The sequence below is a fragment of the Streptomyces sp. PTY087I2 genome (assembly GCF_001687325.1).
In the GTDB taxonomy this organism is placed as follows: Bacteria; Actinomycetota; Actinomycetes; order Streptomycetales; family Streptomycetaceae; genus Streptomyces.
This window is the reverse complement of sequence record NZ_LZRD01000019.1, coordinates 206724-229851: the sequence shown is the minus strand read 5'-3', so window position 1 is coordinate 229851 and position 23128 is coordinate 206724. Positions and strand designations below refer to the sequence as shown.

The 23128-nt window shown below is 73.3% G+C and carries 23 protein-coding genes, 1 tRNA gene and 1 pseudogene; 11 read left to right on the top strand and 14 right to left on the bottom strand.

What is annotated here, in order from left to right:
• Nucleotides 1–25 precede the first annotated feature (25 nt).
• The gene (locus tag A3Q37_RS21905) at nucleotides 26–1183 is read right to left on the bottom strand and encodes a serpin family protein (RefSeq protein WP_065487277.1); all 1158 of its coding nucleotides are present in this window, start codon (nucleotides 1181–1183) and stop codon (nucleotides 26–28) included.
• Nucleotides 1184–1246: 63 nt separating this feature from the next.
• Between A3Q37_RS21905 and A3Q37_RS21900 the strand changes: the two genes are divergently transcribed.
• Entirely contained in the window at nucleotides 1247–1735 is a 489-nt protein-coding gene (locus tag A3Q37_RS21900; RefSeq protein ID WP_065487275.1) for a GNAT family N-acetyltransferase, read from the top strand.
• A 31-nt stretch (nucleotides 1736–1766) separates the two neighbouring features.
• Here the strand turns inward: A3Q37_RS21900 and A3Q37_RS21895 are convergent, their stop codons facing one another.
• Nucleotides 1767–3914 carry an MFS transporter gene (locus A3Q37_RS21895; protein ID WP_065487273.1) on the bottom strand — a complete coding sequence of 716 codons (2148 nt, stop codon included), beginning with the start codon at nucleotides 3912–3914 and terminating at the stop codon, nucleotides 1767–1769.
• A gap of 252 nt (nucleotides 3915–4166) precedes the next feature.
• On the opposite strand from A3Q37_RS21895, the gene A3Q37_RS21890 reads away from it, so the two are divergent.
• The gene (locus A3Q37_RS21890) at nucleotides 4167–5225 is read left to right on the top strand and encodes a peptidoglycan-binding protein (RefSeq protein ID WP_065487271.1); all 1059 of its coding nucleotides are present in this window, start codon (nucleotides 4167–4169) and stop codon (nucleotides 5223–5225) included.
• A gap of 192 nt (nucleotides 5226–5417) precedes the next feature.
• Nucleotides 5418–6080 carry an HAD-IA family hydrolase gene (locus tag A3Q37_RS21885; protein WP_065487269.1) on the top strand — a complete coding sequence of 221 codons (663 nt, stop codon included), beginning with the start codon at nucleotides 5418–5420 and terminating at the stop codon, nucleotides 6078–6080.
• Nucleotides 6081–6200: 120 nt separating this feature from the next.
• Here A3Q37_RS21885 and A3Q37_RS21880 read toward each other — a convergent pair whose 3' ends face one another.
• The gene (locus tag A3Q37_RS21880; protein WP_065487267.1) at nucleotides 6201–6935 is read right to left on the bottom strand and encodes an ABC transporter permease; all 735 of its coding nucleotides are present in this window, start codon (nucleotides 6933–6935) and stop codon (nucleotides 6201–6203) included.
• Nucleotides 6936–7198: 263 nt separating this feature from the next.
• Here A3Q37_RS21880 and A3Q37_RS21875 point away from each other — a divergent pair, with 263 nt between their 5' ends.
• The 3 genes from A3Q37_RS21875 to A3Q37_RS21865 all read left to right on the top strand — a co-directional run bounded on the left by A3Q37_RS21875 (nucleotide 7199) and on the right by A3Q37_RS21865 (nucleotide 10304).
• Nucleotides 7199–7843: an HNH endonuclease family protein gene (locus A3Q37_RS21875; RefSeq protein WP_065487265.1), complete on the top strand. Its 645-nt coding sequence runs from the start codon at nucleotides 7199–7201 to the stop codon at nucleotides 7841–7843.
• A 106-nt stretch (nucleotides 7844–7949) separates the two neighbouring features.
• Nucleotides 7950–9740 carry an alkaline phosphatase D family protein gene (locus A3Q37_RS21870; protein ID WP_065487263.1) on the top strand — a complete coding sequence of 597 codons (1791 nt, stop codon included), beginning with the start codon at nucleotides 7950–7952 and terminating at the stop codon, nucleotides 9738–9740.
• 114 nt (nucleotides 9741–9854) lie between these two features.
• Nucleotides 9855–10304, top strand: coding sequence for a DoxX family protein (locus A3Q37_RS21865; RefSeq protein ID WP_065487261.1), 450 nt, complete (start codon nucleotides 9855–9857; stop codon nucleotides 10302–10304).
• A gap of 152 nt (nucleotides 10305–10456) precedes the next feature.
• Here the strand turns inward: A3Q37_RS21865 and A3Q37_RS21860 are convergent, their stop codons facing one another.
• Nucleotides 10457–11314: a superoxide dismutase family protein gene (locus tag A3Q37_RS21860; protein ID WP_079137916.1), complete on the bottom strand. Its 858-nt coding sequence runs from the start codon at nucleotides 11312–11314 to the stop codon at nucleotides 10457–10459.
• 198 nt (nucleotides 11315–11512) lie between these two features.
• Between A3Q37_RS21860 and A3Q37_RS21855 the strand changes: the two are divergent.
• Nucleotides 11513–12127, top strand: a pseudogene (locus tag A3Q37_RS21855) (DedA family protein); the annotation flags it as partial.
• On the opposite strand, the gene A3Q37_RS21850 reads toward A3Q37_RS21855, so the two are convergent.
• From A3Q37_RS21850 to A3Q37_RS21835, 4 genes are all read right to left on the bottom strand, one after another.
• Entirely contained in the window at nucleotides 12114–12338 is a 225-nt protein-coding gene (locus A3Q37_RS21850; protein WP_006124165.1) for a DUF2277 domain-containing protein, read from the bottom strand. The pseudogene A3Q37_RS21855 and the gene A3Q37_RS21850 sit on opposite strands and share 14 nt — an antisense overlap.
• Before the next feature lie 70 nt (nucleotides 12339–12408).
• The gene (locus A3Q37_RS21845; RefSeq protein ID WP_065487255.1) at nucleotides 12409–12876 is read right to left on the bottom strand and encodes a hypothetical protein; all 468 of its coding nucleotides are present in this window, start codon (nucleotides 12874–12876) and stop codon (nucleotides 12409–12411) included.
• A gap of 162 nt (nucleotides 12877–13038) precedes the next feature.
• On the bottom strand, nucleotides 13039–13383 hold the full coding sequence (locus A3Q37_RS21840; protein ID WP_065487253.1) for a hypothetical protein: 345 nt from the start codon (nucleotides 13381–13383) through the stop codon (nucleotides 13039–13041).
• 4 nt (nucleotides 13384–13387) lie between these two features.
• A complete protein-coding gene (locus tag A3Q37_RS21835; RefSeq protein ID WP_030584114.1) occupies nucleotides 13388–13606 on the bottom strand; it encodes a hypothetical protein in 219 nt (72 codons plus the stop codon).
• A 173-nt stretch (nucleotides 13607–13779) separates the two neighbouring features.
• Here A3Q37_RS21835 and A3Q37_RS21830 point away from each other — a divergent pair, with 173 nt between their 5' ends.
• Entirely contained in the window at nucleotides 13780–14403 is a 624-nt protein-coding gene (locus A3Q37_RS21830) for a histidine phosphatase family protein (RefSeq protein WP_065487251.1), read from the top strand.
• Between the two features lie 46 nt (nucleotides 14404–14449).
• Here the strand turns inward: A3Q37_RS21830 and A3Q37_RS21825 are convergent, their stop codons facing one another.
• The 3 genes from A3Q37_RS21825 to A3Q37_RS21815 form a co-directional block, all read right to left on the bottom strand.
• A complete protein-coding gene (locus A3Q37_RS21825) occupies nucleotides 14450–15271 on the bottom strand; it encodes an inositol monophosphatase family protein (protein ID WP_065487249.1) in 822 nt (273 codons plus the stop codon).
• A gap of 115 nt (nucleotides 15272–15386) precedes the next feature.
• Complete coding sequence (locus tag A3Q37_RS21820; RefSeq protein WP_065487247.1) at nucleotides 15387–16040, bottom strand: N-acetyltransferase; 654 nt, start codon at nucleotides 16038–16040, stop codon at nucleotides 15387–15389.
• 289 nt (nucleotides 16041–16329) lie between these two features.
• A tRNA-Val gene (locus A3Q37_RS21815) sits at nucleotides 16330–16404 on the bottom strand.
• A gap of 194 nt (nucleotides 16405–16598) precedes the next feature.
• Between A3Q37_RS21815 and A3Q37_RS21810 the strand changes: the two genes are divergently transcribed.
• The 3 genes from A3Q37_RS21810 (at nucleotide 16599) to A3Q37_RS35875 (ending at nucleotide 19098) form a co-directional block, all read left to right on the top strand.
• Entirely contained in the window at nucleotides 16599–17408 is an 810-nt protein-coding gene (locus A3Q37_RS21810) for a DUF4097 family beta strand repeat-containing protein (RefSeq protein ID WP_065487244.1), read from the top strand.
• Nucleotides 17409–17479: 71 nt separating this feature from the next.
• Nucleotides 17480–18859 (top strand): hypothetical protein, encoded by a 1380-nt coding sequence (locus A3Q37_RS21805; protein ID WP_065487243.1) that lies wholly within the window; start codon nucleotides 17480–17482, stop codon nucleotides 18857–18859.
• A gap of 23 nt (nucleotides 18860–18882) precedes the next feature.
• On the top strand, nucleotides 18883–19098 hold the full coding sequence (locus tag A3Q37_RS35875; protein ID WP_079137915.1) for a zinc ribbon domain-containing protein: 216 nt from the start codon (nucleotides 18883–18885) through the stop codon (nucleotides 19096–19098).
• An 8-nt stretch (nucleotides 19099–19106) separates the two neighbouring features.
• Here A3Q37_RS35875 and A3Q37_RS21800 read toward each other — a convergent pair whose 3' ends face one another.
• Genes A3Q37_RS21800 through A3Q37_RS21790 form a run of 3 tightly spaced genes read right to left on the bottom strand, consistent with a single transcriptional unit; the run spans nucleotide 19107 to nucleotide 23118 of the window.
• Nucleotides 19107–19766, bottom strand: a complete 660-nt coding sequence (locus tag A3Q37_RS21800; protein WP_065487241.1) for an O-methyltransferase — start codon at nucleotides 19764–19766, stop codon at nucleotides 19107–19109.
• Nucleotides 19767–19807: 41 nt separating this feature from the next.
• Nucleotides 19808–20632 (bottom strand): HAD family hydrolase, encoded by an 825-nt coding sequence (locus A3Q37_RS21795; protein WP_065487239.1) that lies wholly within the window; start codon nucleotides 20630–20632, stop codon nucleotides 19808–19810.
• Nucleotides 20629–23118, bottom strand: a complete 2490-nt coding sequence (locus A3Q37_RS21790) for a phosphoribosyltransferase (RefSeq protein ID WP_065487237.1) — start codon at nucleotides 23116–23118, stop codon at nucleotides 20629–20631. The genes A3Q37_RS21795 and A3Q37_RS21790 overlap by 4 nt, the downstream gene beginning before the upstream one ends.
• Nucleotides 23119–23128 lie beyond the last annotated feature (10 nt).

Here is a 23128-nt window from a genome sequence, read left to right as displayed (position 1 = left end):
GGGGTTGGTGGGGTGCCGGGAGGGCTCAGGCGTCCGGGTCGGCGGGGGTGTCCGCCTGCCAGGCGGTGAACAGGGGTACGTCCTCGGCTCCGGCCAGCACGACGATGCCGAAGGGCCGGTCGAAGGCGATGTGGTGCACCCGCTGCGGCCGGGGCGCGGCGCCCGCCGGGGCCATGGCGACCACCGTCACGGCCGCGGCCTCCACGCCCTCCTCCGCGATCTTCAGCACGGCCTCCTGGATCACGTCGGAGACGAGGAGGGGTTCGGGCGAGAGTCCGGAGAAGTCGGCGTCGTCGCAGGTGGCCTGCCGTACACCGAGGGCGGGCAGCTGCTCGGTGACGGGCACCCGGGTCCGCAGGGCGAGCCGCGGCAGCCCGATGGTCACCCGGTCGGCGTCCAGCGGGGCCCCTGCGGTCCGGGGCGCCCAGCCCACGGGCAGCACGCGTTCCGGACCCGCCCCCGGCTCGCCCAGGACGAGACGGACCCGGGCTCCGGGGGCGCCGCCGGGCTCCCGCACACAGCGCAGCTCGACGACGTACGCCCCGCCGGCCGTCCAGGCGTCGGCCACCGGCACGTCCTTGGACATGGTCGGCACCGGGCGGGCCGTCCCGGCCGCTTCGGTGAACGGCAGGTCCCGGGTGCGCCACCCCTCGAACGGCTTCTCCCAGCGGGCCTTCAGCGCCAGGACGTTGACCAGGACGAGCAGGGTGTCGTCGGTGATCTCCAGCGGCAGCCGCTCGATCAGCCCGCCGGTGGCCTCACGCACCCAGGCATCGGCGGCCGCCGGGTCCATCGGGTCGAAGCGGACGTCCGGCAGCGCCTCCCGGTACGCGCGCAGCACGGGCACCCGGCTCCAGACCCGGGTGGCCACGCCCAGCGCCCCGGTCGTCGCCAGCTCCCGGGCCACCTCCGTGACGGCCGGGGCGGCCTCCCGGTCGGCGGTGCCGAGGAGGGCCCGCAGCTCGGCCGCGGTCCCGCCGCGGGCGCCCGCGGCGACGGCGGCCAGGGCGAGCCACAGCCCGGCGGGCGAACAGACGAAGCCGGGGGCCGGCCCGGTACGGCCTGCCGGTTCGGCGGCTTTGGCGGCTTTGGCGGCGGTCATGCCGTCCTGTATCCAGCGTTGGGCGAGGTGCTGGATCGCTCGGGTGGTGGATGTCGCCGATGCCGTGGACACGTCGGTCACTGCTTTCCCCCTGCACAGGTAATTACGTCGTCGTCGGGTGGTGCGGCAGCAAGAATGCCCCACATGACCTGGACCGTGGCCGCCGAACGATTCGACTCCCCCGACGCGAGCGCCCTGCGCCGTGACTACTACGACGAAGTCGCGAGCCGCTACTGGCGGCGGCCCGCGACCGCCGAGGAGATCGCCGACGGGCTCGACGACGACGGGGCCGACCTGCTCGTACCGCCGACGGGGCAGTTCGTCGTCGGCCGGTACGGGAGCAAGGCGGCGAGCTGTGCCGGTCTTGTGCTGACGGAGGAGGCCGGGGCGGGTACGGCGGAGCTGACGCGGGTGTACGTGCGCCCGGCGTTCCGGGGCACGGGCGGCGGCGGGCTGCTGCTGGCCGCGGTGGAGGAGGCGGCGCGGGCGTACGGCGTACGGCTGCTGCGGCTGGACACCCGCAACGACCTGGTCGAGGCGCGCGGGCTGTACGCGAAGCACGGGTACCGGGAGGTGCCGGCGTTCCACCGCCGCAACCAGTACGCGGAGCACTGGTTCGCCAAGGAACTGTGACCCGGGGCCGGAGCCCGGCGGGCGGGGCGGCTCAGACGGGCGGGTGGTGGCGGCCGTGGTCGTCCCGGTGGCCGTGGTCGTCCTGGTCGTCGAGGGCCCGGCGGTGGGCCTCGCGCTCGTCGCGGCGCAGGTGGGCCTCATGGTCGCGGGGAGGCGTCGGGGAGTGGGGCCGCTCCCTGGTCGAGCCGCTGACCTCGGCGGTCAGTTCATGGACGAGTGTGACCAGGTCGGTGGGGCGCTCGGGCCCCCACCAGTCGCCGAGGAGTTCGGCGAGCGAGTCCTCGCGGGCCTGGGCGAGCCGGACGACGGCCTCGGCCCCGGAGTCGGTGAGGATCATCTGGAGCCCCTCGCGGCGGGCCAGTCCGCGTTCCTCGATCTGCCGGGCCGCGTCGGTGATGACGTGCAGCGGTACGGGAGCGGTCTCGGCGAGCCGGGCGGGTTCGACGGTGCCGTGCCGCTTGATCCGCAGAAGCAGCCAGCTGGCCGCGGGCAGCAGGTCGTACCCCGCCCGCGCGGTGATCTTCTCGTAGATCTCACGGCGGCCCTCCCGGGTGGCGAGCACGGACAGGGCGCGGGCGCACTCGTCGTACGAGGAGCGCTCGACGGGGTTGGAGGCGAGGGTCTGGCTGGTGTCCGGGGCGGTCACCGAGCCCCGGAGCTTGTCCTCGCGGAGGAACCAGGCGAGGACGAAGGCCAGGAGGACGACCGGGGCGGCGTACAGGAAGACGTCCGTGATGGAGGTGGAGTACGCGCTGAGGACGCCGGGCCGCAGGTCGGCGGGGAGCTGCCCGATGGCCCGGGGGTCGGCGGACAGGCTCCCCGCGTCGATGCCCGGCGGCAGCGGCTGCCCGGCGAGCGCGTCCGTGAGCTGACCGGTCAGCCGGTTGGCGAAGATGGTGCCGAAGATCGCCACGCCGAACGCGGAGCCGATCGACCGGAAGAACGTGGCGCCGGAGGTGGCGACGCCGAGGTCCTGGTACGAGACGGAGTTCTGGGCGACCAGGACGAGGACCTGCATCACGAGCCCGAGCCCGGCGCCGAAGACGAAGAAGTAGGCGCTCATCAGCCAGGTGGAGCTGTTCTCGTCGAGGTTGTGGAGCAGCAGGAGACCGGCGGTGGTGAGGGCCGTGCCCGCGAGCGGGAAGACCTTCCAGCGGCCGGTCCGGCTGACGATCTGGCCGGAGGCGGTCGAGGTGATCAGCAGGCCGAACACCATCGGCAGCATGTGCACGCCGGACATCGTCGGGGTGATGTCGTGGACCACCTGGAGGAACGTCGGCAGGTAGGTCATCGCGCCGAACATCGCGAAGCCGATGACGAAGCTGATCACGGCGACGAGGGTGAAGGTGCGGATCCGGAACAGTTTCAGCGGCAGCACGGGCTCGACGGCACGCCGTTCGACGGCGATGAAGGCCACGAGCAGGACGACGGCGAGCACCGCGAGCACGATGATCTGCGGGGAGGCCCACGCCCAGGTCGTACCGCCGAGGGATGCGATGAGCACCAGGCTGGTCGCGACGGCCGCGATGAGGAAGGTGCCGAGGTAGTCGATGGTGTGCTTCTCGCGGCGGACCGGGATGTGCAGGACCGCCGCGATGACGCCCAGCGCCACGACGCCGATCGGCAGGTTGATGTAGAAGACCCAGCGCCAGCTGAGGTGTTCGGTGAAGAAGCCGCCGAGGAGCGGCCCGAGAACGCTCGTCACGCCGAAGACGGCACCGAAGAGCCCCTGGTACTTTCCGCGTTCGCGCGGGGTGACGAGGTCGCCGACGATCGCCATCGACAGCACCATGAGGCCACCGCCGCCGAGCCCCTGGAGAGCACGGAATCCGATCAGCTGGGGCATGTTCTGGGCGACTCCGCAGAGCGCGGAGCCGATCAGGAAGATCACGATCGCGGTCTGGAAGAGCTTCTTGCGGCCGTACTGGTCGCCGAGCTTGCCCCACAGCGGGGTCGCCGCGGTGGCCGCGAGCAGATAGGCGGTCACCACCCAGGAGAGATGGTCGAGCCCGCCGAGCTCGCTGACGATCGTGGGAAGCGCCGTGGAGACGATGGTCTGGTCGAGTGCCGCGAGCAGCATGCCGAGGAGCAGCGCTCCGATCGCCACCAGGACGCTCCGGTGGGAGTGTCCCTCACCAGGGGCCGCGGCCGGGGGCGGCGGGCTCAGCTGCTGGGACATGGGCGTCTCCTCTGCCGGGCCATGGCGTCTCCTCGATCCGCTGCGTCCGCTGATCCACTACACCCCCATCCTGGACGTTTCGCCCCGTTATGGCCTGCCGAGGGCGGGCGGAGCCCCCTGCGGGCCGTTGGGCTTCCCCGGAGCGGGCTGCATAATCGCAGGCAGTTCAAGGGGAGGGGACCCACGATGACCGGACACGCATGCCCGGAGTGCGGCAGACGGACGGCCGGGGAGCCCGGCACGGAGCACCGGGTGCCGTGCCGGTGCGGCGCGGGCGCGGGTTCGGCCCCGCTCACGGAGGACGAGCAGCGCGCCGCCCGTACGGCGGAGATCGCCGCGGCCGAGGACTTCGACCCGCTGCGCATCCGGCCGTACGTGACGCTGAACGAGCAGGCGGGGGCGGGTTCGGGGGCCGGGGCCGGGGGGCCTGGGGCTGATGTTCCGGGGGCGGCGGCCACGACGATGCCGCTGTTCCTGGGCGGCGATGGGCCGGGCGTCGGTACGGGTGCAGGCCCGGACGTCGGTACGGGTACGGGCTCGGACGTCGGTACGAGTACGGGCGCTGGTACGGGACCGGGCTCAGGGACTCCCGTCGGCGCGCACCCCGCCCCGGCCGGAAGCCGCGACCGGAACCGCCGGCGGACCGCCGCCGCGAGCCCCGCCTTCGCCCCCGACCCCGTGCAGCCGCGCCGCAGGCGGCCCTTCGGGGCGCTGGCCGTGGGGGCGGCCGTGGCCGCGGTGGTCGGCACGGCGGCCTTCGCCGGAGGACTGTTCGGCGGCGACGACAGCGAGAACGAAGCGCTGCCGGAGGCGACCACGAGCGTCCCGGACCTGGAGGACGAACCGGCCGCGTCGGTGGCCCCGTCCCCCTCCGCGTCGGCCACTCCGCAACGTACGCCCTCCCACTCCGCCACACCGTCGGCCTCGCCGTCCGCGTCCGCCTCGCCGACGAAGAGCCAGGAGCCCTCGCCGACCGCCACCGCGTCCGCGTCGCCGACGGCGAGCGCGTCGCCCACCCCGGAGGACGGCGACGCGCCCACGTCCTCGCCGCCCGCCGCCCCGCCCGCGGAGTTCGCCGGCCCCTCGCTGCGGCCGGGCGACCGCGGCCCGGAGGTCGGGGTGCTCCAGAACCGGCTCAGGGAAGTGTGGCTCTACTCGGGGCCGTCCGACCAGAACTACAACGACCGGGTGGAGAACGCGGTGGCGGTCTACCAGTCGTACAAGGCGATCCAGGGCGACCCGATGGGCGTGTACGGGCCGAACACCCGGCGCGCACTGGAGGCGGAGACGAGGGGAGACGGACGCCGCTGAGACCGGACGCCGGGCGGGGCGGTGCGCGGCGAGCGGCGGGATTGGCGTTCCGGGCCCGGTTTTTGTATCGTGATGGAACAAAGTAGCTCCCGCCCGCACTCCCTGACCGGCGGGCGGGGGTTGCTCTGGTACCGCCCCGCGGCACGCGCGCCCGGGCCGTTCGTACACCTCCCCGCGTTTCTGGAGCAGCCGATGCCGGCCACCGTCCTCACCGCTCACGCCCTCCTGCTCGACATGGACGGCACCCTCGTGAACTCCGACGCGGTGGTGGAGCGCTGCTGGCGGCGCTGGGCGGTCGAGCACGGGCTGGACCCCGAGGCCGCCCTCAAGGTGGTGCACGGCCGGCAGGGGTACGCCACGATGGCCGTCCTGCTCCCGGACCGCCCGATGGAGGAGAACTACGCGGACAACCGCGTGATGCTCGCCGAGGAGACCGCCGACGTCGAGGGCGTCGTGCCGATCGGCGGGGCGCCCGCCTTCATGGCCGCGATCGCCGAGCTGCCGCACGCCCTGGTGACCTCCGCGGACAGCGCGCTCGCGACGGCCCGGATGGGTGCGGCCGCGCTGCCGATGCCCGCCGTCCGCGTCACCGCCGAGCAGGTCGGCGCCAGCAAGCCGGACCCCGAGGGCTTCCTCAAGGGCGCGGCGGAGCTGGGCTTCGACGCGGCGGACTGCATCGTGTTCGAGGACTCCGAGGCGGGCATCGCGGCGGGCCGGGCGGCGGGCATGCGCGTCGTGGGCGTCGGCCCGCGCGCGGCGGCCCTGGCGCCGGACGCGCATGTGGCGGACCTGACGCGGGTGCGGGTGGAGGCGGCCGAGGACGGCTCGATCCGCCTGCACATCGACGAGTCCTGAGGCGCCGTCCGGGAAAACCCGGGGCCCCTGGCCGGGAAACCTCGGGACCCCGGGCCTCAGCCCCGGAGGGAACCCCGGCCCCCGGGCCTCAGCCCCGGAGGGAACCCCGGCCCCCGGGCCTCAGTCCCGGTACAGCAGCCCGCGCGCGACCAGCTCCAGGACCGTCGCGACGGCCACCACCTGAACCGCCATCAGCGCCACCAGGACGAACAGCTGCACGGCGCCCGCCTCCACGGGTGAGGCGCCGCCCAGCAGCATGCCCACGAACGCCCCCGGCAGGGTGACGAGCCCGACCGTCCGGGTCTGATCGAGCCCGGGCAGCAGCGCGTCCGACGCCGCCGGCCGTACGATCTCCAGCCGGGCGTCCCGGTCGAGCAGCCCGAGGGCCATGGCCGCCTCCACCTCCCCGCGCCGGGCGGCGAGTTCGTCCAGGGCCCGCCGCCCGCTGAGTACGGTCGCGGTGAGCGCCCCGCCGATGAGGATGCCCGCGACGGGGATGAGCGCGATGCCCCGGAGCGGTACAAGTCCCGTGAGCAGCAACGCCCCCACGACGGGCAGCACCCCCGCCCCGATCGGCGCGGCCGCCCAGCGCCAGGTGCGGTTGCCGGTGATGCGGCGGCCGGCGGTCCATACGGCCACGGCGAACATCAGCGCCACGAACCCGAGAAGCGGGGCCACCGAGCGGACGACCCAGCCGATGAGCAGGGAGACGGCGGCGAGTTGGGCCGCCGCCCGCACCCCGGCGACGAGGATCTCGCGCGACCGGCCCAGTGAGGCCCACGCGGCGACGGCGGCGGCGAGGACCAGCAGGACGGCGAGGACGACGCCGAGGGTGACGGAGACCGGAAGCAGCACCCGGCAACGATAGATCCGCACCACGCCGCGCCAAACCCCCAGCCCGCACGGCCCGCACGCCCCCCCGTGACGGACCGACGCGCCCCCGCGATCCGTCACTCCCCTCGCACTCCCCTTGCACACCCCTTGATGTGACGTGCACATGTCGCCACTCTGTTACCTGACGCCCACCCCACAGAAACCTGGCGTCGCCACGATGGCCGGGATCCGCCCAAAGCCCGATCGTCGCCCACCCACGCACCCCCCACATCAAGGGAGTTCGCATGTCCGGTGTCTACGCGCGTCGCCTCTCCGTCGTCGCCGCAACCGCAGCGCTCGCCGCCACGTCCGCCCTGTTCAGCGCCCCCAGTGCCCAGGCCGCCATGCCCACCCCGGTGAGCGCGGCGACCGCACGGACCTATCTCGGCCAGCTCACCGTCAGCGCGGAGGGCTCGTCCAGCGGCTACAGCCGTGACAAGTTCCCGCACTGGATCACCCAGTCGGGAACCTGCAACACCCGCGAGGTCGTCCTCAAGCGCGACGGTACGAACGTCCAGCAGGACGCCTCCTGCGCCGCGGTCAGCGGCAGTTGGTACTCGCCCTACGACGGCGCGACCTGGAGCGCCGCCTCCGACGTGGACATCGACCACATGGTCCCGCTGGCCGAGGCCTGGCGCTCCGGCGCGAGCGGCTGGACCACCGCCCAGCGCCAGTCGTTCGCCAACGACCTGACCCGCCCCCAGCTCATCGCGGTCACCGACAACGTGAACCAGTCCAAGGGCGACAAGGACCCGGCCAAGTGGCTGCCGCCGAGCTCCTCGTACAAGTGCACTTACGTCCGCGCCTGGGTCCACGTCAAGAAGCACTACAACCTGAGCGTCGACTCCGCCGAGAAGAGCGCCCTCCAGTCGGCCCTCAACGGCTGCTGACCCCGCCGCGGGTCCGCTGACGCCCCGGCCTGAACCCCGTGCGCCCTCTCCGCGCGTTCTGTACGTTACGGAGCCGATCCGTACCGGCGTCGCGAGGAGGCACCACATGGCCGGGCTGCGCCTGGGACCACTACTGCGGTACGTCGACTGGGAGTCCGGGTCCACCGCGACCGTCTGGGTCGAGGCGAGCCGTCCGTGCACCGTGCAAGTCCGGTGCGCGGACGGCGCTTCGGGGACCTCGCCCACCTTCTCGGTGGCCGGGCACCACTACGCCCTGGTCGTGGTGGAGGGGCTGACGCCCGGCTCCACGACGGCGTACGAGGTACTGATCGGCTCACAGCGCGTCTGGCCGCCCGACGGCAGCCGTCTCCCGCCGAGCACCATCACCACGCCGTCGGTGGCGGCACCGGCAGGCCGGACGGAAGGCGCGGCGGAAGGCACGACGGAGGACGCGGTCGAGGGCGCGACGGGGAGCGTCCGGGTGGCGTCCGACGGCGTGCGGATCTCGTTCGGGTCGTGCCGCTGGGCGGCCGCCCCGGGTGGCGGGCACGATCCCGCGGGGCCGGACGCCCTGGTCACTCTGGCCACGCATCTCGCCGCGGACCCGGCGGCCGAACGGCCCGACGTCCTGCTGCTCCTGGGCGACCAGGTGTACGCGGACGAGACCTCCGCCGCGACCCGGCGCAGGCTCGCCACCCGCCGGGACCTGAAGGAGCCGCCGGGGACGGAGATCGCGGACTACGAGGAGTACACCTGCCTCTACGACGAATCGTGGCGCGATCCGGAGGTCCGCTGGCTGCTCTCCACGGTTCCCAGTTGCATGATCTTCGACGACCACGACGTGATCGACGACTGGAACACCAGCGCCGCCTGGCAGCGGGACCTGCGCGCCACGCCCTGGTGGCACGAACGGATCGTCAGCGGGCTGATGTCGTACTGGGTCTACCAGCACCTGGGCAACCTCTCCCCCGCCGCCCTGGCCGCCGATCCCGCGTACGCGGCGGTCAGGGCCTCGCCCGACGGCACGGAGGCGCTGCGCCGCTTCGCCGCCGAGACCGACGCGGATCCCGCCCGTACCCGGTGGAGCTACCGGCGTGTTTTCGGCCGAGTACGGCTGGTGATGGCCGACACGCGTGCGGCCCGCGTCCTGGCCGAGGACCAGCGGGCGATGCTCGACCCCGGGGAGGCCGACTGGCTGCGGGAAGCGGTCCTGGACGACCCCGCTTCGTATGACCATCTGCTCATCGGCAGCTCTCTGCCGTGGCTGCTGCCCCCGCTCGTCCATGACGCCGAGCGCTGGAACGCCTCCATGTGCGCCGGCGTACGCGGGCCGCGCTGGGCACGCTTCGGCGAGAAGCTGCGCCGCGCCGGTGACCTGGAACATTGGGCCGCCTTCCCCGAATCCTTCGACCGGTTCACGGAGTTGCTGCGGGAGGCGGCGAGCGGTCCGGACGCCCCGGCGACGGTATGCGTCCTCTCGGGCGATGTGCACCACGCCTATATCGCCGAGCCCCGGTGGCCGGACACCCCGCCGGGGACCGGATCCGCTTCCGGTTCCTCCTCCGGCCCCACCCCCGGGCCCGCCCCGGCGTCCCGCGTCCTCCAGCTGACCTGCTCGCCCGTGCACAACTCGATCCCCCGGTGGATCCGGGCGGGGTTCCGTTTCGGCTGGAGCCGGGCGGGCCGGCGGATCGGCCGGTTCCTTGCGCGCCACGGCCGTACCGGAGCGTCGCCGGTCACCTGGGACAGGCAGGGCGGCCCCTGGTTCGGTAACCAGCTCATGACGCTCACTTTGCTTGGCCGGAAGTCTGCGCTGTCATTGGTACAGGCCAGAGCGAGTAAGCGAGGAGACCAGCTCGAAGCGGTTCTTGAGCGTTCACTCACCCCTGAAAGTTAGGCGCTTTTCAGCCACTCAATGAAATGTTGAAGTTGCAAGCACTGGTGAGGTTTCCCTAACCTGATGCGCCCAGTCGGTTCACGTCCCCACCCCGACCGAAGGAGCCCACCCCCCATGCTCATCCGCTTGAACCAGGCGCAGCCCTATGTGCTCAGCCTCTTCCGCTTCGTCGTCGGCCTGCTCTTCGCCTTCCACGGCGTCGCCACCCTCTTCGGAGTGCTCGGCGGCAACGAGGCCGAGACCGGTGCCTGGCCCGGCTGGTACGCCGCGCTGATCCAGCTGGTCTGCGGATCTCTGGTCGCCCTCGGTCTCGGCACCCGTGCCGCGGCGTTCCTCGCCTCGGGCTCGATGGCCTACGCGTACTTCAAGGTGCACCAGCCGGAGGCGTTCCTGCCGATCGAGAACGGCGGCGAGGCGTCGGCGATGTTCTGCTGGGCGTTCCTGCTGCTGGTCTTCACCGGCCCGGGGGCCGTCGCCCTGGACCGCTTCTTCGGTTCGCGCGACACGGCCGCCACGGCCGAGACCACGACGCGCCAGGACAAGGCCCCGGCCGTCTCGGTCTGACCGGCCGCACCTGGGTCCCGGCCCTTCCCGGCCTCCCCGGCCCCCGCGTTCCGGCGCCGACCCGGCGCGCGGTGAGACCGTGACGGTGCCCCGCTCCCCTCCCGAGTCCGCGGAGGGGGCGGGGCACCGTGCCGTACGCGGCGTTACCCGGGTCAGGTCCTGCCGTCGGTGTCATCCGGCCCGAACGGCACCGTGAAGCAGGCTGCCCGCTCCCCCGCACCACCCTGCCGGTCGTGGATGATCACCGACCGGGCCCCGCCCGCCCGGAAGTTCCAGTCGTGCACGGCCTCCGCGCGCCCGTCGCCGTCCTCGTCCGTCCGGAAGTCCAGCCACACCTCGTTGACCGGGTCCGCGGTCGCCGACGGGCGGTGCTGGTAGTGCGGCCCTGCGGCGGCGGGGTCGGCCCCGCAGGGCGAGGTGTGCACATGCATCCCGTACGCCCGGCCGGGCACGAGCCCGTGCAGACGTGCCCCGACCCGGGTGCCGGACGGGCCGGTGAACTGCGTGATCTCGATCCGCGCGCCCGCCGGCACCAGCCGGGTGTCGTACGTCAGCGCGTCGGACTGCACGAACGAACCGGGCGGGGAGAACACCCCCGCGGCCCGCATCCACGAGCCGCCGCCCACGGCGGCGACGTCGTCGGCGCGGCTCGGGTCGGCCGCAGAAGTATCGACGCGGCTCGGGTCGGCCGCAGAAGTGCTGGAGGCACCGGAGCCGCCGTGCCCGCTGTGGCCACCGGAGGCACCGGGAGCGTCGTGCGCGCTGTGGCCACCGGAGGCCCCATGTCCGCCGTGCCCGCTGGGCCCGCCGTGGGCCGGCCCCTGGGCGGCGACGCCGACGCCCGCGCCGTACGCCAGCGTCAGCAGGGCCGCCGCGCCCGCCAGCACGCCCGGGACCCGCGAGGCCCCCCGGCCGCGCACCCTCGTTGCGCCCTCAGGTCCCGCCGTCGGCCGCTGCCCCGAATTCGGGTGCGCCGGACCGTGGCCCGTCCGTACCATCCATGCCGTCATGCGCTGCTCCTCGCTCGTGCCGGTCGTTCTCCCCGCCTAACGGGCACATGGCCGCCAGGTATACGTGACCTGCACAACATCACCCGCCCTGGGCGATCTCGGGAGAGGCCCCACGCGTACGCTGTACAGCTGAACCTGCCGCCCCTGCCGCTCCCCTGCGACCGTCGCGGCGTTGACACGATCGGGGAGTCGTAGACGGTGTTGGAGAGTGTGGCCGAGCTGACCAGCAGCCCATGGATCTACGTGGTGGTCGCGGTCTCCGTTCTCCTGGACGTCTTCCTGCCCCTCCTGCCCAGCGGCGTTCTCGTCATCACGGCGGCCACGGCGGCGGCAGCGGGCTCGACGACCGTCAGCGGTGCCGGTGGAGGCACCGCCGGGGAGGTCCCCTCGCTCGTCGTCCTGATCCTGTGCGCGGCCACCGCCTCGGTGCTCGGCGACCTCGTCGCGTACCGGCTCGCCTGGCGCGGGGGCGACCGGCTGGACCGGGCCATCGCCCGCTCCCGGCGTCTGACCACCGCGCAGGAACGTCTCGGCGCCGCGCTGAGCCGGGGCGGCGGCGCGCTGGTGGTCATCGCCCGGTTCGCTCCGGCGGGCCGCTCCGTGGTCTCGCTCGGCGCGGGCGCGGCACACCGCAGGAAGCGGGACTTCCTCCCCTGGTCCGCGCTGGCGGGCCTGGCCTGGGCCGGTTACAGCGTGGGGCTCGGCTACTTCGGCGGCCGGTGGCTGGGCTCGACGTGGTTCGGCACGGCCGTGTCGGTGCTGGCCCTGTTCGTGGCGGGCGCCCTGGCCGCGTTCGTGGTCAAGCGCCCCGCGACGCGCCCCGTATCTCCAGCCCGTCGAGCAGCTTCATCGTCGCTGCGGTGATCTCGTCGACGGCCCGGTCGAACACCTCCCGGTTGTGCGCGGCGGGCGCGCGGAACCCGGAGACCTTGCGTACGTACTGAAGGGCGGCGGCCCGCATGTCCTCCTCGGTGGCCTCTTCGGGGAGGGCGGGCGGGCGGAGAGTCTTGATGCTGCGGCACATGACTCCAGTGTGGACCGCCCCACTGACAACGGACACCCGTCGCCGCCCGTCGTCCGCCGTCCTGGTCGGTTCAGCTCCGTACCAGGTCGCTCGGGTTCGACCGGTCGGTGCACAGGGCCCAGATGACGAAGACGTCGATCGCGATGGTGACGATGGCCCAGACCGGGGTGTACGGGAGCCACATGAAGTTGGCGATGAGGTTCAGGGAGGCGAGGGCGATACCCGCGACGCGGGCCCAGGTGGCGCCCGAGAGGATGCCCCAGCCGACCAGGATGAGGATCACGCCGAGGACGAGGTGGATCCAGCCCCACGAGGTGACGCTGAACTTGAAGACGTAGTCGTTGATCCGCGTGTAGACGTCGTTCGAGGCGACCCCCGCGATGCCCTTGAGCACTCCGAGGACGCCGTCCACGAAGAGCAGGACACCCGCGAACACCGTTCCTCCGGCCGCCCACGGGCTGCCGGACCCGCCGCCCGGACGGGGATCGGCGGGGCGCGAGGCGCCGGGCTGGGGCGGGGGCGTGCTGGACTGCGACATGAGGACTCCTTAGCCGAAACAGGCGCCGGTTCAGCCGTGACGGATGGCGGATGCCGGGCGTCTGCTGCCCTGACCTGCCCCGGTCGGTGCGGGCGGATCAGCTCCGACGTTCCTCGCGGCTTCCGGGCACAGCCAGCGGGACACACCCGTTCGAGTGAAGGGTCAGGGTGCGCTGACGGTGACGATGCGCCCCTGGGCATCGACGGTCAGGGCCACGCGCTCGACCCGGTTGACGAGGGCGACACCGGCCCACACGACGCCCCACACCAGGCACGAGAAGACGGTGAGAAAGGCGTGCAGCACATGGTTCACCGGCTGCCCGCGCACCAGCACCACCTGGCTCCCGGAGCGGGACTCGACGCGCCAGCCGCTCGCGATGCGCCGGCTCACGACCCAGTCCAGGATCAGCGCGCGCTGCGCCGCGTCGGGAGGCTCGGCCCCGGCCACGTAATACCCGGGCGGCGGTTCGATCGAGGCGCTTTCGCGTACCGCTCGACGACGCTTCACGGGATCACCCCCAGGTGTCGAGATCGCCGCCGCGCCATTCGATCAGCCCGGGCCGGTCCAGCTCGACGATCTTGTCGGGCCCGGGGGCGAACCCCGCGGCCCGCAGCAGCGCGGCCACCTCGCCCCGCCCGTGCGCCAGGCCGACGATCTGCCCGTGCACGGTGACCCGCCGTCCTCCGGTCGCGGAAGGCGGATAGACGATCACGGGCGGGTGCTCGGCCATGCCTCCACGGTGCCCCGAGCACTGCCCCCGCGCATCCCGGGAGGGCGAGCCACCCTCATGGCCCGGACCAGGTCCTTCCCCTCCCTCCTCTCCCTCCCTGGAACCGCCCGGCGCGGCCCGGACGTCCCCACAGATGTTCGAACGATCATGAACCGCGACGGAGGACCCCGCCCATGACGGAAACGGCTGCCCGCTACCTGTACGTGGCCCGGCACGGTCAGGCCTCCGAGGACGAGAGCACGCTGACGGAGGCCGGCCGCCGTCAGGCCGCCCTGCTCGGGGAGCGGCTGCGCGGGGCCCCGATCACGGCGATCCACCACGGCCCGCTCCCCCGCGCCGAACAGACGGCGCGGCTGGTGGGCGAGCAGCTGCCGGGCGTTCCCCTGCTGCGGTCCGAACCGGCCGGTGACTACCTCCCGTACCTGCCGTCACGGGAGGAGCTGCCGGCGGAGTCGGCCGACCGGACGCTCGCACGGCTGGCGGAGTTCCCCGCGGCGGAGCGCGAGCTGGGCCCCGGGCTCGCGGAGGAGGCGCTCGCACGGTTCACGGGAACGGTCGAGGGCGACGAGCCCCGCCATGAACTCCTCGTCACCCACAACTTCCTCGTCGGCTGGCTCGTCCGGGACGCGCTGGACGCCCCGAAATCGCGCTGGCTGGGCCTCAACCACGCCAACGCCGGTCTGACCGTGATCCGTTACGCGCCCGGCCGTCCCGCCGCACTGCTCCTGTTCAACGACACCGGCCATCTGCCCGCCGACCTCCGCTGGACCGACTTCCCGCCCGAACTGCACGTCTGAGGGGATTCCGGACATCTGAGGGGACTCCGAGGGGCGTCTGAGGGATTCAGCCGTTGCCGTCGGTCCGCCCGCGCGTGCCGATCATCGACATGAGCAGCTCGTGCGTCCCGGCGTCCGCGGCCACGACGAGCCCCCGGCCGCCGGGTCCGACCGGGGCGCCGTCGACGCCGGTGACGACGCAGCCGGCGGCCCGGCACAGGGCGATCCCGGCGGCGAAGTGCACGCTGCCGCTGAGGTCGCCGCCGTCCGTGACATAGGCGGCCCGCCTGCCCGCCGCGACCCAGGCCAGCGCCAGCGTCGTGGAGACGACGCGCGGGCGGAAGTGCTCGACGAACCCGGGGTGGGCAAGCAGGTCGACGGCCCGGAATCCAGGCGCGCTCGGGAAGGGCGGGTCCAGGTTCACGTCCACGAGCCGGGTGTCCGCCGTCGGCACCAACGGCCGCTCGTCGCCCTCCGCGCCGGACCGGACCCGGGCGGTCTCGCCGTCGGTGAGGAACACCTCGCCGCTGAACGGATCGGCCACCGCGGCCGGGCCGTCGCGCAACACCACGTTGACGGCGACGAGTTGGGAGCCGACGGCGTAGTTGAGCGTCCCGCACAAGGGATCCACCAGCCACTCCCGCTCCGCGTCGGCCGCTCCCTGCCGGCCGCCCTCCTCGCCGTGCACCGCGTCCCCGGGCCGGGCGTTGCGGATGACGTCGAGGATCGCCTCCTCGGCGGCCAGGTCGGCGTCGGTGGCAAAGTCCCCGGAGCCCTTGTCGATACGGGAGTGGAGCCGCCCGTAACGGGCCCGCGCGACCTCCGCCCCGGCCAGCGCGGCGGCGGCCGCGACCTCGGTGTCCGTCTGGATCGCGGATGATTGGATCATGACAAGCAGAGTAACGGGAGGCCGCGGCAGCCGTACGGGAAACCCGGCGCGGCCGTCACGCGCTCGCCCCCGGCCTCACGCGCTCCTCCCTCGCCGTCACGCACGCTCCCCGGCGTCACGCCACCTCCCGGCGGCCGAGCAGCAGCGCCTCCGAGCCGACCGGCCGGAAACCGGCGGCCTGGAACGCCCGGATGCTGCGCGCGTTGCCCGCGGCCTGCTGCGACCAGAGCGGTTCGCCCGGGGGCACCAGATGCCGTGCGGCAGTGGCGAGGGCACGCCCGAGCCCCCGGTGCCGGGCGTTCTCGTCCAGTTCGACGGCCACCTCCCAACGCCCGGCCACACCGCGCCCGAGCACCAGCACGCCCCCGTCGACCTCCCACATCCGCACCCCGTCCCGGCGCCGACGGGCGCTGATCACCCGCGGGTGCACGGGATCGGTGACCTCCCGCAGCTCCAGGCCGGGTTCACCGGGCAGCGAGGACGCCACGGTCAGGAGGTCGATCGTGTCGGTGGTCCGCCCGGTACGTTCCAGGAAGGCCGACAGGAAGCGCGGATGCATGGTCGCTGCCAGCGCATCGCAGTCCAGGGCGGCCAGCGTCGCACGGACCCACTCGGGGTCCTCGTCGGTGAACACGACCGAGTGCGCGGTGAAGGCGATCACTCCCGTGTCGCGGTCACTGGGCGCGGCGACCACGGTCGTCCGCCCGTCGGGCTCCGGAAACCGCCCGCACGCCGCCCTGTCCAGGATCTCCGCCAGCGTCCGCCCCATGAACTGCCCCCTCGTCCCTCGCCGTGCCTCTCGTCGCGCACCGGCTCAGGGTAGGGCCGCGCCCGGGAGAAGCGCGGATCGGCCTCCAACAGCCCGCGGCAGAGGGGACGATGACCCCATGACCGATCATGAACTGTTCGAGCCCGACCCCTTCGACCGAAGCGAGACCGACGAGGATCACGCCTGATGTGGGAGAGCGCCATCGCCGTCAGCGGATTTCCGGCATGAGAAGGCCCCCCGATCGATCACGACTGGGGGGCCGAAACAGGCTCTCACCTGCTACTACTGCTGGTGGGCGCGGACGGTTTCGAACCGCCGACATCTGCTTTGTAAGAGCAGCGCTCTACCCCTGAGCTACGCACCCGTGGATGAGGCAACAGCGTACATGGACCGGAGCCCTGCTCATAAACCGTTCGGGACCGGGGGATAACCCCACCCCCGAGACGGTGGTGGGCCGGATCCCGCCGGGAGCCGTCGGTGCATACGGTTTGAATGCACCGGCAACGACGCCCGGTGGCACGTACCGCACGCACCGCACGCACTGGGGGACCGATCACCGTGGACATCGTTACGAGCGCACCGACCCGCACCCGTTCCGGGGCGCGCCTCGGGGGCACCGGGCGGGCCCTCGCTCTCGGGGGCGGGGTGGTACTGCTGGCGCTGGCTCTCACCGGGTGCGGGAGCACGGACGTGGACGGCGCTCCCGTCGAGCGCAAGTCGTTCGCCCTGGAGGGGAAGACGCTGACCATCAACGCCGAGAACGGAGTCGTGGACCTCGTGCCGGCCGACGTGAAGCAGGTCGAGGTGGAGCGGCAGTTCGACGGGTGGACCGTGTTCGGCAGCGGGCCCGACGCCGTCTGGAGGATGGAGGACGACACCCTCACGCTCCGGGTGAAGTGCGGAGGCATCGCCAACTGCGACTCCCGGCACCGGGTGAAGGTGCCGCGTGGAGTCGACGTGACGGCCGCGACGGACAACGGGACCATCACCGCCACCGGCTTCGACCGTACGTTGGATCTGACGTCCGACAACGGCGAGATCAAGGTCCGGGACGCGAGCGGGACACTGAAGCTGAAGAGCGACAACGGGGAGGTGCGGGCCGAGCGGATATCCGGCCCGTCCGTGACCGCCCGCGCCGACAACGGGGAGATCCGGCTGGGCTTCGCCTCCGTGCCCGACCTCGTGGACACCGTCAGTGACAACGGGAGCATCACCATCGATCTGCCGCCGGGCGGGCAGAAGTACAAGGTCGATGCCTCCGCGGACAACGGGGAGGTCTCTGTGAACGTGCCGCGCGGCGACGACAGTGCCCATGTGGTGAAGGCCTACAGCGACAACGGGGAAGTCACCGTGCGAAGCGCGAACTAACCGGCCCGTGTGTTCGTCCTTACCTGGTGGGAGAATGTACCGGGCAGGGCGAATCGGCACGGGAGAGGGATGTGACGGCGACCAACGCGCGGCCGGAGGCAGGAGCGGGTGCGAGTTCCGCCGTTCGGGGTGGCCGGGATCTTCTGGCGCTGATGCTGCTGCCCGTGCCCCTTGTGCTGGCCGCGCTGCCCGCCGCCTTCGCCGGTGGCGGTACGCGCCGGTGGTTCGGCGGGCGCGGCGGGGAGAGCCAGCGGGCCGACGCGCAGGCCGCGAAGGACGCCGCCGCCGAGGCCTTCTACGAGCTGGACAGCGCCCAGCGGGATCTGCGGATCTCCATCGAGACCATCAACGCCGTGGACAGCTCCCCGCGCGGTCGCAAGGCGGCCGAGGACTTCGCCGCGCTCGGGCGGCGCATCGACGAGGTCAGCCACGCCTACATCACCGCCGTCGACAGCCATGACCTGGACCGGGACGACCTGGAGCCCGCCGTCGCCTCCCGGGCCCGTACGGAGCTGACCCGGGCCAAGGACGACCTCGTACGGGTCAAGGGCGAGCTGGACCGCTTCGCCCAGGGGCTCGGGCCGCTGCTGGGCAGCGCGGAGACCCAGCTCGCCCGGCTCGCCCCCGCCGTCGAGCGGGCCCGGCAGGCACTCCTCGCGGCGAGCAACGCCCTCGACACCGTGCGGGCCGCGGGGCTGCGGGCCGACGAGCTCGCCGCCCGGCTCGCCGCGCTCGCCCCCGAGCTGACCAAGCTGAACCAGGGCGCGGGACAGCACGGCGTCCCGGAGACGCTCCAGCGCGCCGATGTGGTGCTCCGCGACGCCGAGGCCGTGCGCGCCGAGGCGGAGCGGCTGCCCGAGCGGGCCGCCGAGATCGACCGGCGGCTGGTGTCCCTGCGGACCCGGGCCCAGGCGCTGACGACCCGGGCAGGCTCGGTGGAGCCGGTGCTCAGCGAGTTGCGGCGGCGGTTCTCGGCCGCCTGCTGGCAGGACCTCCAGCCGGTCCCGGAGCAGGCCGCCGTCAACGTACGGCAGGCGGAGGACAAGCTCGCCGAGGCGGCGAAGGCCCGCGAGGAGCAGCGCTGGGCGGACGCCACGTCCCGGCTGTCCACGGTCCGCGCCCTGCTCAACGCGGTGGACGAGGCAGTCTCCGCCGCCGGGGACCGGTTGCAGCGGCTGAACGCCGTGGCGAAGGACCCGCAGCAGGAGATCGAGCGGACCCGGTTCGCGGTGCGGGACGCCCAGCGCCTCGCCATGGCCGGCCGGCACACGCCCGATCCCCGGCACGCGCGGCCGCTCGACGACTCCGTCGCCCGGCTGGATCGGGCCATCGCCGGGCTCGAAGGCCGCCACCCCGACTACTGGCACTTCCTGACCGAGACCGAGGCCGTGCGGCAGACCGCCGCCCGGGTCGTCTCCGAGATCCGCGAGGAACGCGGCGGCGGCGCCTAGGGCCTGTGCTCTAGCCTGAGCCCATGCCCCGTTACGAATTCCGCTGCCGCACCTGCGGAGACTCCTTCGAAGTCAGCCGTCCCATGGCGCAGTCCTCGGACCCCGCCTCCTGCCCCGCGGGCCACGACGACACCGTCAAGCTGTTGTCCGCCGTGGCCGTGGGCGGCGCTGCCGGGTCCGCTCCCGCACCGTCCGCCGGTGGCGGCGGTGGCTGCTGCGGGGGCGGCTGCTGCGGCTGAGCCCCGGCCTACCTCTTGCGGGACAGCGTCAGGCCGTCCGCGACCGTCAGCAGGACGCTGTCCATCCGGACGTCCCCGCTCACATGGTCGTTGAACTCCTTGATCGCCGCCGCCGGGCCCGTCGCCTCCGGGTCCGTCACCCCGCCGTGGAAGAGCACGTTGTCCGTGGCGATGACCCCGCCCTGCCGCATCCTGGGCACCAGCTCCTCCCAGTACGCGATGTAGCCGCCCTTGTCCGCGTCCAGGTAGGCGAGGTCGATGTGCGGTTCGGCGGGCATCGCGCGCAGGGTGTCCAGGGCGGGGGCGATCCGCAGGTCGATCCGGTCCGCGACGCCCGCCTTCTCCCAGGCCGCACGGCCGTACGCCGTCCACTCCGCCGAGATGTCACAGGCGATCAGCGTGCCGTCGGCGGGCAGCGCCTGGGCCATCGCCAGGGCGCTGAACCCGGTGAACGTGCCGACCTCCACCACATGCCGGGCGCCCACCAGCCGGACGAGGAAAGCCAGCAGCGGGGCCTGCTCCTCGGCCGACACCATGCCCGCGTGGTCGGGGAATTGTGCGTACGTGGTGTCCACCAGCTCCCGCTGGACCGGGTCCAGCGGCGGGTTGTGGGCCAGCATGTAGGCGTACAGCTCGTTGGTGATCGTGGTCTCGTTGCCCTTGGTCATGACCCCAGCCTCGCGCAACGGGCGCCCGCGCGCAGCCGAAATCACCCGGCCGCGGCCGCCAGGAAGCGGCGCAGGATCTCCTCCCCCGCCGCCCCGCCCCGCTCCTCCAGGGCCACCACGTGCGGGGCCCGCCAGCCCTCGTCGGCCAGTTCGCCGTGGCCGGGGCGCCAGCCGAGATCGGCGGCGAGCAGCAGGTCGGCGTCGAGGAGGGAGTCCCCGGCGGCGAGCGTGCGCGTGGCTCCCGTGCGGCGGGCGACCTCGTGCATCGCGGCGCTTTTGGTGAGCGGCGCCGGGACCGCGTAGATCTTGCGGCCCTGGAGGGAGACCGTCCAGCCGCGCGGGCGGGCCCAGGCCGCCAGCTCCTTCACCCACTCCTCGGGCAGCAGCGACCGTTCGACGACGAGATAGGCGAAGAGGTCCTCGGCGACCCGTTCCTTCAGCAGCCAGGCCGGGTCGGCGGTGGTCGCGAGGTGGGCGCGGACCTCGGTGAGCGGCGCGCACTCGGCCGCGATCCGGGACTCCACCTGCCGCTGCCAGTCACGGTCGGAGACGCCGTCGACCAGGATGTGGCCGCCGTTGGCGCAGATCGCGTATCGGGGGGCGGGGCCGGGGAGGTGGATGCGCCGGTACTGCTCGCGGGTGCGGGTGGTGGTCGGCACGAAGACCGTGGTGCCCGCCACCTCGGTGAGGAGCGCGGCGGCCGTCTCCGTCATGTACGAGAGGGGCTTGTGGCCGTACACCTCGACGCACAGGAGCCGGGGGGCCTCCGCGTCCGGCATGGCCAGGTCGAGCGAGGCCGCCGAGTAGATCAGCGTACGGTCGAGGTCGCTCGCGACCAGCGTGGTGGCCGAAGAAGTCACGCTCATGCGCCCTTCACCGCCTTGCCGTCCGCGCCCGTCGCGCCGCGCGTGTACCGGGGGTGGATCAGACCGACGCAGCTGTACGGGAGGTCGTCGACCTCCTCCACCGGGACGCCGCGCTGCTGGGCCAGCAGCCGGATGTGCTCCAGGTCCGTGCCCGCGCCGCGCCTGGCGAGGATCTTCCAGGGGACCCGGCGGAGCAGCACCCGGGTGGTCTCGCCGACGCCCGGCTTGACCAGGTTGACGTCGTGGATGCCGTACTCCTCGCTGATCCGCTCGACAGCCGCCCAGCCCTCCCAGGTCGGGGCGCGGTCGGCGGCGAGCAGTTCCTTGGCCTCGTCCTCGACCTGGCCCGCCACCTCGTCGAAGCGGGCGGTCACCGCGGTCAGGAAGTCACCCGAGACGTCGGAGTCCGCCAGCTCCCGGTAGAACTTCCCGCCGTGGAAGTCGTTCGGTCCGACCAGGTCGGCGCGGAGCACCGTACGGGAAATGAGGCCGGAGACCGTGGAGTTGAGGCAGGCCGAGGGGATGAGGAAGTCCTCGCGGGTGCCGTACGTCCGCACGCAGCCGCCCGGGTCCGCGAGCACCGCGATCTCCGGGTCGAAGCCCGCCGGTCCGCCCGATGCCTCGAACTCCTCCATCGCCGCCGCCAGTTCGCGGGTGATCGCGCCCTTCCCCGTCCAGCCGTCGACGAACACCACGTCGGCCGGGTCGTGATGGGCGGCCAGCCAGCGCAGCGCGGTGGCGTCGATGCCCCGGCCCCGGACGATGGAGATGGCGTAGTGCGGCAGGTCCAGGCCGTGCCGGTGCTGGGCCCAGCGGCGCATCAGCACCCCGACCGGGGTTCCGGCCCGGGCGAGGGAGACGAGGACGGGGCGGGGGCCGCGTTCGGCGAGGACCGTCTCGGTGACGGTGCCGACCGCGCGGGCGATGCGCGCGGCGGAGGCGTCCAGGGCGGCGGTGAACAGCGCCTGGTACTCGGCGCTCGGCTGGTACTCCACGGGCAGCGACTCCGCGTAGTGCGCGCCGCCGCTCTGGATCGCCTCCTCGCGCTCCTCGGTGGGCGCCTCCAGCTCGGTGTCCGAGAGGTCCTGGAGCAGCCAGCCGACGTCCTCGGGCGCGTAGCTGGAGAAGTCGGGGCCTCGGAGGGGCTCGGGCAGCACGGCGGGCTCCGATACGGGTGTGGGGGTGTACGAGGGGACGACCGCGAGGAGCACCTGGCCGGTGTGGGCCGCCAGGCGGGCCAACAGCCCTTCGGGCGCGTGCAGTTCGGGGGTATCGGCGGTGGAGTCGACGACGGCGACCACGGCGTCGAAGCCGGCGCCCGCCACGTTGTACGCGTACCGGTCGCCGGGGCCGTCCGCCGGGGCGTCGTGGGCCGGGAAGACGAGGCGGGTGCGTATCGCGTAGCCGGGGTCGTCGACGGCGAGGACGGGCGAGCGGGTGGTGGTGGAGTACCGGATCTCGGCCTCGGGCCCGAGGGCCGCTTCCAGGGCGGTGCCCAGGCGCAGGGGCGCGTACATCAGCTCCTCGAAGCCGAGGACGAGCACCCGGCCCCGGCGGGCGCCGTCGGCCAGCGCGCCCGCGATCCGCTCCGCCATGCCCGGCAGCGCCGCTTCGAGCGCCGCCCGGTGAGCCGGGGTGAAGCCGTGTCGGCCGCCGTCGGGAACGCCCGCGGGCCAGTCGAGGCCGACGCGGGTGACCGGGGCGGGATGCGCGGCGGCCTCATGGACCGGGCCCGTCTCCTCCGCCTCCTGGGCCGCGACGAGGGCCTGGCCGCGTTCCAGTACGCCGTCCGGGAGCGTGACCGTGCCCGTGGAGCGGGTCACCAGGTCGACGCGGGCGCCGATCTCGGCGGCGAAGGCGGTCAGCCGGTCGCGGTCCGCCGGGGAGCGCATGTCGACCAGCGCGACGATGACGTACCGGTCGCGCGGGTGCAGCTCGTGCAGCGCGCGGATGGTGTTGAGCACCGTGTTGCCGGTGGAGAACTCGTCGTCGACCAGGACCAGGGCGGACGCCTCCGCTCCACCCGCCAGCAGCTCGGGGTCCTCCGGCAGCAGCAGGTGCGAGGTGGCATGCGAGTGGGCCTCCTCGAAGCCGCCCGCCTGCGCCACGCCCGCCACCGGGCGCCGGGTGGAGTGCAGATACGGGGCGTCCCGCAGGCCGTCCGCGACGGCGTGGCCGAGACCGGTGGCCGTCTCCGCGTATCCGAGGACCACCGCGCGGCGGGCCTCCTCCTCGCCGAGCAGCGCCCGGACCCGCTCACCGAGCCTGTACCCCGCCCCGTACACGACGGAGGGCTTCTGGGGCACATGCTTGCCCAGCACGTTGGAGACGAGCAGATGGGCCCGCTTGGGGTTGCGGCGCAGGGCCAGGCCCAGCAGCTCCCGCAGTTCTCCGTCGCCTTCGAGGGCGACTCCGAGCCGTTCGGCCACCCAGTCGCCCGACCACACCACGTCCACGTTCTCTTCTCTCGTCGCGCGCTCGCTCATCGACGCGCGC